General features: G+C 40.1%; 11 protein-coding genes and 1 pseudogene. All 12 read right to left on the bottom strand.

Annotation, left to right across the window (positions count from 1 at the left end; genetic code table 11):
- Positions 1–158 (bottom strand): helix-turn-helix domain-containing protein (locus H5S41_RS07570; protein ID WP_041822118.1); only part of this gene is annotated, 158 nt, incomplete at its 3' end.
- Between the two features lie 81 nt (positions 159–239).
- Positions 240–2159, bottom strand: coding sequence for a tetracycline resistance ribosomal protection protein Tet(W) (gene tet(W), locus H5S41_RS07565; RefSeq protein WP_000691721.1), 1920 nt, complete (start codon positions 2157–2159; stop codon positions 240–242).
- Positions 2160–2817: 658 nt separating this feature from the next.
- Positions 2818–3411: pseudogene (locus H5S41_RS07560) on the bottom strand (hydantoinase/carbamoylase family amidase); the annotation flags it as partial.
- A gap of 217 nt (positions 3412–3628) precedes the next feature.
- Positions 3629–3925: a hypothetical protein gene (locus H5S41_RS07555; protein WP_182602844.1), complete on the bottom strand. Its 297-nt coding sequence runs from the start codon at positions 3923–3925 to the stop codon at positions 3629–3631.
- A 13-nt stretch (positions 3926–3938) separates the two neighbouring features.
- A complete protein-coding gene (locus H5S41_RS07550; RefSeq protein ID WP_182602843.1) occupies positions 3939–5909 on the bottom strand; it encodes a DUF262 domain-containing protein in 1971 nt (656 codons plus the stop codon).
- 1 nt (position 5910) lies between these two features.
- Positions 5911–9255 carry a DEAD/DEAH box helicase gene (locus H5S41_RS07545; RefSeq protein ID WP_182602842.1) on the bottom strand — a complete coding sequence of 1115 codons (3345 nt, stop codon included), beginning with the start codon at positions 9253–9255 and terminating at the stop codon, positions 5911–5913.
- A gap of 1 nt (position 9256) precedes the next feature.
- Positions 9257–10312, bottom strand: coding sequence for an Eco57I restriction-modification methylase domain-containing protein (locus H5S41_RS07540; protein ID WP_182602841.1), 1056 nt, complete (start codon positions 10310–10312; stop codon positions 9257–9259).
- Positions 10312–10893: a methylase gene (locus H5S41_RS07535; RefSeq protein ID WP_259395112.1), complete on the bottom strand. Its 582-nt coding sequence runs from the start codon at positions 10891–10893 to the stop codon at positions 10312–10314. Before H5S41_RS07535 ends, H5S41_RS07540 begins: the two co-directional genes overlap by 1 nt.
- A 182-nt stretch (positions 10894–11075) precedes the next feature.
- Positions 11076–11294 (bottom strand): helix-turn-helix domain-containing protein, encoded by a 219-nt coding sequence (locus H5S41_RS07530; protein ID WP_081509806.1) that lies wholly within the window; start codon positions 11292–11294, stop codon positions 11076–11078.
- Positions 11281–12933 (bottom strand): DUF2326 domain-containing protein, encoded by a 1653-nt coding sequence (locus H5S41_RS12105; protein WP_180375889.1) that lies wholly within the window; start codon positions 12931–12933, stop codon positions 11281–11283. The genes H5S41_RS07530 and H5S41_RS12105 overlap by 14 nt, the downstream gene beginning before the upstream one ends.
- Positions 12926–13141: an ABC-three component system middle component 7 gene (locus H5S41_RS07520; protein WP_225357950.1), complete on the bottom strand. Its 216-nt coding sequence runs from the start codon at positions 13139–13141 to the stop codon at positions 12926–12928. Before H5S41_RS07520 ends, H5S41_RS12105 begins: the two co-directional genes overlap by 8 nt.
- Positions 13131–14336: an ABC-three component system protein gene (locus tag H5S41_RS07515; RefSeq protein ID WP_081509808.1), complete on the bottom strand. Its 1206-nt coding sequence runs from the start codon at positions 14334–14336 to the stop codon at positions 13131–13133. Before H5S41_RS07515 ends, H5S41_RS07520 begins: the two co-directional genes overlap by 11 nt.
- Positions 14337–14531 lie beyond the last annotated feature (195 nt).

Genomic DNA, 14531 nt, shown 5'->3' with positions numbered 1-14531 from the left:
ATATTTAAATCGGGTTCATTAACATCTCTCTCCCAATTCGATAGTGCCTGCCGGGTAACATTCAATTCCCCGGCTAGTTCTTCCTGTGTCATTCCCAATTGTGTTCGCAGATGACGTATTTGCTTTCCTGTTGTAATATTCGTCTGTTCCTGGTTCAAAATAGTTTCTCCTCTCTGATACTGATTTTATCAATGATATTTCGCAATAGCCAGCAATGAACGCTTGCATTGCGCAAGACGTTACATTATCTTCTGAAACATATAGCGCACCTTGTCCAGGCGGCTGTTTGGACGGCGGGGCTGGATGACTGGCTTGCCGACAGCGGCCTGATACCCTTTCAGTTCTGTAAGGCATACGCTCTGCCCGTTGGTGTAAAAGGCCAGATCAGTACGGTATGCCTGTATACAGCGGGCGGGAATCTCGCCAGTAAAGACAACTTCATCCTTTTTTACCTGGACCGTTTCGATGGTGGCACAGTATTTCGGTGCATCATGATAAGCCCTGGAAAGATATTCCCGGGGCGCATAGAGGGTGAAGGAGAGATAAGGTTCCAGCAGTTGCGTCCCTGATTCCTTCAATGCCTGTTCCAATACAATCGGGGCCAATGAGCGGAAGTCCGCCGGCGTGCTGACCGGACTGTAATAAAGCCCGTATTCAAAGCAAATCTTACAGTCCGTTACGTTCCAGCCGAACAAGCCCTGCTCCAGCCCGTAACGGATACCATCCCTGACAGCGTTTTGAAAACTCTGGTTCAAGTATCCCAGCGAAACCCGGCTCTCGTATTGTACACCGGAGCCAAGCGGGAGTGGTGTAACAGACAGTCCGATGGATGCCCAAAACGGGTTGGGCGGCACCTCGATATGGATGGTGTGGCTGGCTGCTTTGAGCGGCCGCTCCATATAAATGACGGTGGGTTCCTTTACCACTGTTTCAAGCTTGTATTTTTCCGACAGCAAAGCGGAAACAACCTCCAACTGCACCCGGCCCAAAAAAGAAAGAATGATCTCATGGGTGATGGAATCCACCTCGCAGCGCAAAAGCGGGTCAGTATCCGCAAGTTGCGTAAGAGCGTCCAGCAGCCGTTCTCTTTGCGCTGCCGTTTTCGGCGCAATCGACGTCCGCAGCATGGGGAGGGGGTCCTCACGCCACCTTTTACGAGGGAGCCGGGTTGGGTCCCCTAATACATCGTTTAACCTCACGCTGTCGCTGGGAAGGATAACAATTTCACCCGGATAAGCGGTGTCTGTCCGAACAATTTCCCCTTTGGATGGAATACGCATCTCTGTGATTTTCAGCTTTTCTCTCCCGGCCAGGGCCACCGTATCCCGCAGGCGCAGCGTTCCGCTGTATAGCCGTAGATAGACACGCCGCTGGCCGCAATCTGTATACTCCACCTTGAAAACGCTGCCGCATAGGGCGGCGCTCCCCTGTTCCCCAATCGGTTGGAACAGCCCTGTCACCGCATCCATCAACGGTTGAATGCCAAGGCCCTTTTTGGCGCTGCCATAATAGACCGGGAACAGGGAGGCGTCTTGAACCCGCCGCTGTTCCTCCCGCACAAGTTTTTCCCGGCTGATTGGTTCTCCTGCGATATACTTTTCCAATAATTTATCGTTATTTTCGATGACCGCATCCCATGCTTCTATGTCGGTATTTTCCTCCAGGACTATTTCCGGGGACAGCGACACCGTCTGCTTGATGATAATATCGGCGGAGAGCTTATCCCGAACAGACTGAACCACGCTCTGCAAATCAACGCCAGCCTGGTCGATCTTGTTGATAAAGATAACGGTGGGAATGTTCATTTTCCGCAGGGCATGGAACAGAATACGGGTCTGGGCCTGCACGCCATCTTTAGCGGAGATCACCAAGATGGCCCCATCTAAAACAGCCAAAGAGCGGTACACCTCCGCCAAAAAATCCATGTGGCCGGGCGTATCCACAATGTTGACTTTACATCTGTGCCACTGGAAGGAAGTGACTGCCGCTTGAATGGTAATCCCACGCTGCCGCTCCAAAAACATGGTGTCCGTCCTCGTTGTCCCTTTTTCGACGCTCCCCGGTTCTGAAATGGCTCCGCTGGCATATAGCAGGCTCTCCGTCAAGGTCGTCTTTCCAGCGTCTACATGGGCAAGAATTCCAATATTGATTATTTTCATGTGATTGTCCTCCCTTTACTGCCCCGAAGGGCATAAAAATCCCCAGCAGTAAAATACTTTTACCACTGGGGATGATAATTTGCGGACATACACATATACAGCATACACCTGTTTGTGAGTGCTGTTTTTGGGGATATGTCAAAATTGATAAGGCAAAAGTATTCTTTTGGGTACAAAAAACTAAGCCCCTACAAAAGGGACTATCATAATCCTTTGTTCCCACTATTTGATTATAGTTTTATTTAAGAATACCTTGCCGCATATTTTTTACTCCTTTTCTGGAATTGAATTATATCACATCAGTTTTAGGAAAACAAGTATCTAAAAGAAATTTTTCTTCCCCTTATATGTAACAATCATACCGGCTTCCTAACGTTCAGAATGGTTTCTACTGTCTGCTGCGGTGTTTGGTTGGAATTGTCCAGCCAAAAGCCGATCCGTGGTGTTGTCTGCATTTTACTAAATACAAATTCAATGTATACAGAAAGAAATATATAAGGAGTGGGAGGGATTCCGCCGTAGTCGGCATTGTAGGAAAATCCAAAAGTTTAGATTTTCTCAAAATGCTTATCTTTTGGTCTTTGGTTCGGAATAGTGTAGTGCTGGCGGTCTATCTATTGTTTTCGGTTGCTTGCTTCTTTACCGTACATGAGCATTCTTTTTCCGTTTCAAGAATACTTCCTTGTTCAATATGTTCTTCAACAAAGGCCTTAATATCATTTCGCCGCTTTTGTTGTGGTTGAAAATCAAATCCCTGTCGGTGCATTTCATCCACAAACTTCTTTCCATTGGCATCAGCGATATCTTTTACTTCGTCGTTATTAGCAATTCCTACAAAGTTCTTACTTCCCCAAAATACCGTTGGGAAACGACTTCCTTCTTCCTCAGCCATTGAAATAACCTCAAGGGAACGTTTTGGTTGGCCGTACTTTTCTTGAAGCATTTGGACCGCCGTTAGTGAAGCAACTACCCCAAACTGGCCATCCAATTTACCACCGTTTACGACAGTGTCAATGTGAGACCCCGTCATAATTGTTTCTTCCGGTAACTCGCTACCTTCGATCCGGCCAAAAAGATTCCCAACTTCATCAAAAGCTGCTTTCATTCCGATATTTTTCATCTGGTCTTGTACATAATGTTGTGCCGATAACCAACTATCAGAATAAAGTAACCGTGTTAAACCTCCAGTAGGATCACTCCCAATCGAAGACAACTTTTGCAGTCGTTCCTTTACAGTTTGTTCAACTTCCACGATACTAACCTCCTAACCTTGCCTTCAAAGAAGATTTCTTTAAAAGCATATGCGTTATCGCTTTAGTATGTCTTAATTGTATGCGCTTCCAACGGGTTGTTCATTGGCCGTTAATGCTAAATCAATTAATGATTTTGTGCAGTCCTGATAGTTTCTATCACAATAAAAAATGCCGATGGCTATTATACCTTCGACATATTTATCCAATAAATTCTATCTAGTTTTTAATATTCAATCCGTAAATTTTAAAAATATCTCTTAAATTAAAACGAGGTAATGTCTTACGAAGTCCACGTTCCAAAAAAATTTTTTCATCTTGAACTCGCGTATTGCCTATTACTAATGTTCCATTTTTATAATGTGGCAAATCATTTAAAATTCCGAAAGTTAATAATACTTTATCATCATCAAAGTATCCCCTCACCAAAATATTATGGACTCTTTGATCCATCATCAACTCACTAAATCTATCAGCAAATTTTTCTGGTGTCATTTTTTCAATAATCTCAGCCATATACCTAAGCACCTCACTTAATCGTATATGATACTTCATCGGCGATATCACAGATTTCAGCTATCTTAGAAATCAAGGCTAAAATCACATTAGCTGAGAAGTCGGTTTCAATACTGGTTCCATTATCCAATATTTCTGGCGACCGTTGACTAGCAAACAGCATCTTATTCAAAGAACTGTCACCTTTAATCTTCTCATAGTTACGACTATCTAATCGCCAAATATACTCCATGAAACTAATCAACATCTTACGCCAAGAGTCTAACGGAATATCTTCATCGTTAATGGTTAATCTAGTTGGCTTTTTACCAGTAATATCAATCGATTCCGTGATTGCATGTTCGCCAGTCATACTTTCAACTTGAAGTGTATCAACTGGTTTCGGGAAGATTGCAATCAATTCTTGGGTAAGCTGTTCCGTCCGTTTAACAATGCTATCCTTATTCCAAACTGAATAATCAGTGGCAATTTCTCTGGTTAGGCTGACATTGGATGTTTGATAAACCTCTCGTTTCTCACTGAATACCTTATTTCCCATTTCCTGATTATATTTAGTTAACGTTAGGTTCCCAATTACCCCACCTAATTCTTCATTAATCCGGTTAGCATTAGGGAGTTCAATTCGCCAGTCATTGTTTAGCCGTTGTGGCATAATGTGTTCAACCTGAGCATCATCAAAGTCGATGGTTTCCTTAGTCCGCGATTCTTCTAGAACCACTAATGCCAATTTAGCTAGATTATTTCGTAGACTGTACAAGTTAACATTCATCAAGCTGTCTGCAAATTTTTTATCATCCGGGAAGGAAGTATTCAGTAATGAAACTAACCTTGCCCGATAATCGCCAGCTGCCTTTGTCTTATCACATAAGGCAATTACCATACGATTTAACCCATTAGTAGGGAGTTGACATGCCTTCAGTCGGAAAAGATAGCTTTCCATGATCCGAGCAACTTCAACCACATCATCCTGACTAACTTCACCCGTTGAAGCCATCTCCAGCATCATGAAAAAGTAAGGATAAACCACTCGACTGTCCATGGCATTAATATGACGCAAAATTGAATTTAACTCCTGAATTCCGGTCTCAGCATGGATCAATTGATCATAAAAAATGGCAAACCGATACAGATCAGCTAGGGCTTCTTCAGAGTCCAACCCCTGTCCATAGTAAAACTCTTTATAAAGCGGGTAGATTTTAGCTTTATTAATCATCTTGTGCATCTTCATCGTTAAGTAAAATCTGATGAAATCTGCAAAGGTATTGGTTGTGAAAATTCTCTCCATTTTAACCCAGTATTCTTGGTATAGGCGAGATTGTTTATCTGAATCTAGCTTCATTAATAGAAAGTTACGCACCAAGTCGGATGCAGACAAGGATACCCCTGTCGAGTTCAAACTTTCAAAAATCACCTGCGGATTCTCATCTTGCACATCATTGGTCAGCTCTATATAAACCATATTGAAATGGTTCAAGGCCTCATAGAGTTCCGTACTTGAGAATTCGGATTGTTGGATCCGCTTTTTGAAATATTGATAGTTTTTGACTACCTTAGAAGGATCATTATACTGATCGAGTCGGTCATTCATCACGGCCTCAAAGGCTTCCATATCATGAGCAACGGGTTTCAACTTGAGATGATTATTTTCTTCCAGATATTTATTGGTCAAATACTGCTCTTGAATCTCTGCCCGCACTTGGTCATTTACATCAGCTAAGGACTTCAAAAGAAGCATTAAACTCATTAACCGTTGTTGACCATCAATGATTCGGTAAATATGACTCAGCTTCCGACCCGTTTCAGCAACATAGACAATTGCCCCAATAAAATGATCTTGATCATCCTCAACGGCAATGGTCAGATCCTTAAACAGCTGGCTACATTGCTGCTCATCCCATTCGTAGTTTCGTTGAAAAACAGGAATTTCAAAGATGGTCTTTCCATTTTCAAGGAAGTCAAACAAATGAATACTGTCTGCTTTCACCTTATTTCTCACCTCCAAATTCTTTTTGAATTACCTCTTCTAGCGTTCCATTCTTCGCATATTCGGCAGCATCAATTTGCTTGAAATGTTTACCAAGTACTGAATTCTTTAAGCTTTCGTCAAAACCAAAAATATAATTAGTTGCAATCAAGTAAATGATACGAGTTGGAGCCAGACCATAAACTTGATGCTTCATAATATGCTCGATACGTTCCTGGTCATCCGGGAATAATTCCTTCATCTTCTCGTTTTGGAAGAGGCGCTTGACGATTTCTGTAATGTAGAGTCCAGACTTCATGTAAAGGTCCGCAAAAGTCTTATTAGGATCAGCAAAAATTCCTGGGTTATTAGCTTCTAAATCATCGACCATGTGCTTAACTACCGCTTTTGGTGTATAAATCTGATTGGTCTTTTGCGGCGGAATATAATCAAAAATATCTTCATCGTTATCTTCATTAAAGTAGTCGCTTAGCTTTTCCTTTAATTGCAAGAATTGTTGAATGGAATCGTTGAAGACTACTTCATCAAAGAGGTGCCCATCAAAGTGCTTCTTCTCACCACTAGCTTCGTCAACATAGTCGCCACCATCACGAAGGAAACGGAATTGATCTTCACTAATCCCTGTTACTTCTTTAAAGACATCGTCTTCCGTGTAATCATCAAAGTTCTGCAAGGTTAAGTTTTCATCACCATAAGCCATAATGAAGCTTGGAATGGTCCGTGAAAAGCCACGTAAGTGAGCCCGCGCATCCTCTTCGACATTCTTCATCTTTTGCTCTTCTTGATGCTTTTCCACTCGTTCGATTACATTAGCAGGCGTATCAGCAACAGTCTTTTGAACTTGCTGGCGAGCTTTCTCAGTAAACTCTTGTAAGATAGCTTCCGACCTTGCTTCATATTCCTGATCTGCCTCATGCAGTTCATCTTCGCTCCGTGCAGCCGCTTGTTTCTGCTTGTAGTCAACTTCAGCTAACTTCTTCTTATTATTTAGTTCGTCAGCAAGTTGATGGAAGGCTTGCTCGGTATCCTTTTCTACTTGCTTTTGATAACGTTTAGCTTCAGACTTGCTCAAACCATAATCGTCACTAACCCGATTAACGACTTCTTTACCAACAGAATCATTCAACTGCTTAGCAATCTCCTTAGCTGCAGACTTAAAATCTGTTTGATCTGTATTAGTAACGGCATCAGCAACCTGCTGTCCCATATCACTATAAACCTTATCGCCAAAAAGATCCTTAGACTTGCCAATCACACGTTCCTTAGGAATCTCAACTTCGCCTTGATCATTAACAGCAACGTCTTCTGCACCTTCAATTGCTGACTGACTCTTTTTGCTTTTTTCTTCCTTAGCAGTCACTAAGCCATCCAGAATCTCACGCACTTCAGTTGGAGCACTAAAGATTCGGCTGATATTAGTAAAGAGGAAGTTACTCATGAAACCACGCTTAACAACTTCTTGAGACTTTAGATGGCGTGGAATTGACATAACTTGTTTGGCATCTAATTCCACCATCTTACCATCTTCATCTTCACCAATTACCGGGAAGAAATTCAATAATTGCCGAATGTTGGCCTCATGCTCTTCTGCAGTGCCCTTACCATTAGCCGTCTTTTCTAGTAAATTGTTGGCAAATTCATCAAAAATAGTCAAGGTTCTAGTTGGGTCAAAGTCGAAAACATAAGCATTTTGCTTTTGAACCAGCTCACCATCTCGATCGAAAATATAAGGATTTTGCGCCCGGAAAGCTGCCTGCATGTATTCCGAAGGACTCTTCATGCTGGAAAGCATTAGTACCCCTGACCAAGGCTTGATAGTCACCCCAGTTGTTAGTTGCCCCACACTGAGCGTAATCGTCTTGCCGTGAGTTGCAATCGCACGCTGGACCTTATCAAAGGACTTTTCATTAGCCTGTTCCAACTGATCTTCATTCAACTGATCATCATCGAGCTTGCCATCGCCGGCAGCTAAGACAATTTCATATTCACCAAAAACATCGTGATCCTTTAGCTTTTTAGCTAGGGCCTTGGCACTATCGACCCGATTTAACAGCCAGAAAGTATGCGCCAGCTCTTGTCGTAACTCTGGTGTTGAGAAGGGATACTTCTCTTGCTTGGTCAGAGCATCCAAGAAACGGTCGACGGCTTCATCGTAAACAAATTTACCATTTTCCTTTGTTTTGAAGAACTCGTTAAGATCAAAGGCTGGGTCGACCTGATCACCATCATCAAGTTTAACCTTGCCCTTTAACTCGTCAGCCATCATTGCTGATACCTGGTAGGTGTACATGTTCAATTTGGGCATCACTTCGTAAGGATTGCTACTACCTTCTTGATTTTCATCCCAGTCAAGTTTGGCTTGTTGTTCATCCGCATATGACCAGTTATAGATTTGGTCTGAAGCAAACTTACCCTTCGCCAAAGCTTTAAATGGTGTTCCAGTCAAATGTAAGGTGTACTTGCGCTTAATCTTATCGAAAGCTTTATCGGTCTTGTAGGTATCTACTCCTTCATGAGCCTCGTCGATTACCAGCAAATCCCAGTTCAGTTCACTAATCCACTTCAATTTGTCGTAATTCCCGCCAAAGTAGACAGAACCTTTTAGCCCTTGCAAACTCTCAAAGGCAATTTGTCCATACTCTTTACCATCCGAGATTGTGTTGATAAATTCATCCCTGGAAAGAACCGGACGATTCTTCAGGGCATCCGTTTCACTCACAAACTTGAAGTTAGTCTGCCAAGCAATAAACTTATCAAAATCATCAAACCAAGAATTGGCAATGCTTGGTCGATTAGTTACCACCAAGATATTTTGCATGTTCATCTGCCGAACTAAATCGTAAGTAGTTAATGTCTTCCCAAAGCGAGGCTTCGCATTCCACAAGAACTCACTGTCTTCGCCATGTTTAAGGAAGTAGCTTACCGTTTGGTCTACAGCTTGTTGCTGTTCCTTGCGCAATTCATACTGAGTACCATCTGTTCCCTGGATATCACTAAAATCGCGTTCAGTAAACTTGTAGAAATACTGATGTGAAGTATCGCCATCAACGTGAAACCACTCGGTTTTCGGCTTACGTTCAATATGGCGCTTACTGGTTAAGTAATCGTGGAAATCATGATCAGTAAAAGTCTCATCTGAGCCATCTTGGTAACGAGCATTACCTTTCCAGAGAATTTCAGCCTTTACATCCGCCGTATGGGTTTGTTGCTTAATTCGATCTTCTACTGATTGGCGGTCTGTATAGCCGATCTTAGTCCACCCTCGATGAGAAATATCATTAGGCGTGGTATAGGCATAAATCATTGGGATGATCTTTTTGAATGATTTAATTGTTGGTGCATTCATGCTAGTTCATCTCCTTTACGTGGGTTTCAATAAAGTCAATCTCCTCTGGAGAAAGGTTGTACTTCTTGTATAGTTGCTGATCGATTTCAGCGATGGATTTAGTCCAGTCGATGTCGGAGTTGGATGTGAAATCTTGGATAGGAACATACGCCCACTTATCCCTTGGATTATCTTGAGTTATTTTCAAAATCCCCAGCATCGCTCTTGCGAATTTTGTCTTAACATATTTAAGACATCCTTCTGCTTCAGTAACGGTGTCAAATGAACCAATAGATAGAAAGGTTTCAGTTGCCCCGACAAGGGGTTCCCCGACAAGGGGTGTACTTAACACTTCCCCTATCGCTCCGCTACCATTGGCTTTCGGAATAAACACTTTATATTTTCTAAATGAATCCGGACCATCAACGTATTCTTCTCTACACCATTCATATACACGTTTTCCCTTTAAAAGACCTAAGAATTTTACGTATCCATCTTCTTTGTAGTGTTTCTCCGAATAAAAAATCAAATTTGAAAGTTTATTGAATGCTCCGGCTCCAATGTCTTTCTTATGTCCTTTTGATTGAATATCAACAAGTTCTGGATACTCCTCAAGTGCCTTATCTGCTAACTTATAAACACCACGTCCCGAAATTATAGTATTCAAGAATGTAGTAGTCTTTGTAGTGACCTTTTTCATAGCAGTCCTTAATGGCAAATATGGAGTGAACACTCCAATCGGTTCAAATTCCTTTTTGTTATCCCAATAAGTTACTGTAACCCCACCCTTTATATCTGTATTCTCAAACACAGAACTGCTATTTTGTTCAAAATACAGAACCTTAAGGTGTTTATTTTCGAGCATACGCTTGTTCCAATCTTTAGGCGTGCTCCCTGCATTAAATAAAAACCTTCCCGGGTGAATCATCTCCACAATGTTTCCAACTTTATATGCCTCATCTAAAAATTTGTGGTAAATAGGTGGCGCATATCCCTTATTATCACCAATCGTTTCATCCTGATACGGTGGATTCCCAATCACCACATCAAACTTAAATTTTTTATCCTCTCCACTCATTATCCTCGTTCCTCCTTGTAGACTTTCAACACATCACACAACGCATATTCTTTTTCAGCTTCTGTCTCTAACTCACCAAACAAACTAAGTTGTCCCTCTGCAGCCCCCATATCAGTAACATCACTATTATTAAATAATGATTTATAGGTAAAGGTCTCCCGTTGAACCTTTCCATCAACTGGCCACCAATGGCTAAACTCAATCAATTGGCCATCATTTGTAGTGTACTCAAGCGTATTTCCCTGAACTATATTAGTCGTAATTACAAACTTAGCTGCCTTATAGAACTCGGTCTTTACACTCAGTTGCTTTTGCATTTTTGCTTGGTAATGGTTAATTACCACTTCTAGCATTGCATCCCTTGCCTTAAGTAAATTATCTTGCAAAAGTTCAATGCCGTAGATACTCATCAACGCCCAAATTGCTTGCTTGGTCCAGTTAGCCTTACTAACCTGTTGGCCAAGATAAGTTAACCGTTGATGCAAAATTTCAACCAAGAATGCACCCTCGCCAGCACTGGGTTCTAAAAATGTTGCATGAATATCTTTAATCTTCTCCTGAATAGCCGGTTCAGATAGCATTTTTTGCACCATCCATTTTGGGGTAAAGACTTCACCATGATTTTGGACTCGTTCTTTTGATTTAATTAATTCTGTGGATTCGGCTGTTTCTTGTAACTCATATTGTTTTGCTTCTACTGTGAATTCTTGCCCATCAAATAATGAGATTTCATTTTCTTCTGCTATGAGAATTCACCCCTTACTTATTTCTTTTCTACTTCACAAATGTCACTGATATCGCAATCAAGGGCGATACAGATTTTCAATAATACTTCGGTCGTAATATTACCATTACGACCTAATTTAGCAATTGAAGCAGCACTAACCCCACTAGCTTCTTGCAGTTCTTTTTTCTTCATGCCACGGTCAATTAATAGCTTCCATAACTTGTTATAGCTAATTTGCTGATCAATCTTTTTCATTCCAGGATCTCCCAAATAGTTCTTTGCCACCACGCTCAAGCCTTAAAATAGTATTTTCGTTTACTTTTTCTCGAATCGAATCACTATACTGTTCAAGCTTGTCTAGCGCTATAAAAATCTGTTTATCATTCTCTTCAAGATACATCTCAATAATTTTTTCTACTCGTGGAATTTCGATATCAGAAAAAATAATTGTGTCATGAACAATAATCGGTAACTCTGTTAACTTTAGACATGCTTCATCAAATAAAATTAACCCTTTATAGGAAGCACCAGTTCCGTGATCATTAGGAGTTTCAAACACGTATTTCTTACTGCTTTCAATTTCAATTCTTGGAGCTATATACCTAGAAGAGCCACAAATCACTTCATTAAGTTCCGCCATTTTATCATTCAATAAATTCTGAACTTGAATAGACTGTTCCTTAGTTATACGTTCTAGCGCATCTCCTTGATCCTTTTTATCTTCTTTCAGTTGGATCTCTTCTAAATAATTCTCATTAGATTTCTTCAATACATCAATCTGTTGCCTTAATTCAGAGTACTGCTTAAAAATTTCGTCGGTAATGCTCGTTATTTGGCCACCCTTCGCATCGTTAATCTTCTCTTTTAATACTTTGATTTGACTTTGTAAATCGAAAATTCTATCTTGCAGCTGTCTCTCTGTATTATCGAATTCAACTTTTAAGTTCTTGTATAGTTGCCTATGAAAAGCTTCCACCATTTGCACTTTTTTCAAATCAACCTCTGGGAAAAATTCCTTTAGCTCTTGATAATCTCTTTGGAAGCGTACTGGCCCTATATTTCTATTTTCTTGAACAAGTTCTAATCTCTTTTGATTATGATTTCTTTGGTTAACCAATACTTTGAGTTCTGAATAAAATCTTTTCAACTCAGCAGCTTGAACTTCATCCAATGTTGGCAGATCTTGTTGTGTTCTTTCTTTCAAGCTCTCAATTTCTGTGTACAACTGATCAATTTCTCGTTGCTTTCTATCATACTCAGACTTATTTTTTGTAATTGGCATAAATTTATATTTACCACTAGTTTTAAATGCCTTGTACTTTTTTTCAGCTTCTTTTGCGTACTTGCTACGTTCTTCTATCGGACCATACTTGTTAAATATCTTGAGAAGTTTGGAAATTTGCTGCTCCATTTTTTCTTTTGAGTTTGCCTGAAGTGGATGTGTTTGATCATTTGTATCCCTACCTGCTACGCGAATAAATGAAGATACCGTATTTCTAAAACTCGTTTCTCGAATACTGTATTTGTCCGCCAAAAATTCACAGTACTTATCTATAGTCAACTCAGCATCTTTTGATAATGGTAGATATTTAGAATTACACCGTATGACTGTATTAAAATCACCAGTTGAGCGTTTAAAATAAAAATTTTCTCCATTAAACTCGAACTGAAACTTAATAGTGTGTTCGCCAACTTCACTTTGGACATCGGTATCTTTTTTGGCGTAATCACTCCCACCGAAGACAAAATCTAAGATCATCAAAAAAGTAGATTTGCCAATTGAATTTGTACCCAAATCTCTACCTAAAACAACATTTAATCCCTTATGAAATATCAAAGGAGGGCGAGCCTTACCATTTTCAATAAATTCATCACAACTAATCTCTTTAAGCACGTACCAGCACCCCTTCATCATTAACAGAAATTTTATTGAGCATATATAGTAAATCCAGTGTCTCCAAGAATTCACCGACATCCTCAAACTGGTTATTAACAGACTTCAACAACTCTTCTGGTTTCATTGGTCTAGCATCCAGCTTTTTCAAAATCACTAACATCTTATATAGAGAACTTTCCCTAAAAGATGTCACTTTACTTGGCATTTTCAACTTCAAACACCTCACAGTTTGCAACAAAAAATGCAACAACAATTCTAGCGGCCTCATAATATCTATCCGTAAGCTTTTCTTTTTCAAGGATAAAATCAGTAAGTACTTTGAATATTTTTTCTCGACCATAACCCATTCCCTTAAATCTTAGATATGCCGTCTTTATTTGCATGGCTAAGATTTCAAACATGAATGTTCCATTTTCGAGTTGCGAAAATCGCTCCCTAATCCAGTTATAGTACATTGAAACATAGGCTTTAATCGTAAATTGCAAAACCACATTATCCGGAATCTTATCATCAATTTTTTTAGCGTCATAAGCCAGATCAATTGCTGATGAATCAATCTCAATATTTGTTAACCCCTCAATAACAGTTACAAGCTGGTTCTCTAACTGCATATCTTGCAATGCTTGTTCAATCGTATTCTTACTTATCATTTCTGCCTGTACTTCAACTAATCGTTTAAAAGTATTTATATCTGGATTTTGGAGATACTTATTAGCACAAGAAACACATAATGGAATTTGACTACCTATTGCATCCGATTCATCGGGTGCCTTTTTTATTTTCTCAAAGCTTTCTTTTTCAATTCGGCTCAAGTTCTCAGGAAAGATATAAACAATATTGTAATTATCAATGAATTTCCCAGAAACATTGGGAAGCAACGAATCTCCGCACAATGGGCATTTCAGATCATAGTACCTTATTAGGGCCTCCTTTTCCCTAATTTGATTGATATCTACCATATCACTAGGTAGCACCTCATCACTACCATCCGAAAGTTTTTCAAAAAAGCAGCACATTAATCTATAGCAAAATGTTGCTAATTTGGATTCGTTAACTTCAAATCCATTATTGACCAATGCATTGTAAATTGCTTCTCGTGCTTGTGGCGTCGTATATCTAATCGAATCTTTGAAGTTTTCTCCAGTTCCCCAGCTGTTTAAAAATCTAGTTGCTGTTCTTTTAGGAATTTTTCTCTTCCCATTGCAATACTTAGCAACTGTACTTGATTCAACCTTACGTAGCGGATTTAAACTGCCGTCTTCATCCAAAGTATCCTCAATATCCGTTTGAGGTTCTCTTAATAAGTCATCCCCAACTCTGCACAAAAAACTGGTTGGCGAAATTTCTTCAGAGTTAGCCAAATACTTATATAGCAATTGAAAGAAATCACTAAATTTCATTCAAAACACACTCTTTTCAGTTCGGGCAAAATTTGTCCTAACTTGTCCGGCAATGCCCGACTTAACAAACGCCCAGTTTATATACTTTAGTCATGAATTAATAATTCTACACAGTTTAAATTATAAATGTGCTGGGGCAGATGCTCAATATTAAATTTATGCGTTCGCACATTTTTTTATCTGTTCGGCATGAGA

This window comes from Limosilactobacillus albertensis, assembly GCF_014145555.1.
Lineage (GTDB): Bacteria > Bacillota > Bacilli > Lactobacillales > Lactobacillaceae > Limosilactobacillus > Limosilactobacillus albertensis.
Note: the sequence above shows the minus strand (reverse complement) of the source record. Positions and strands in the feature narration are given on the sequence as shown.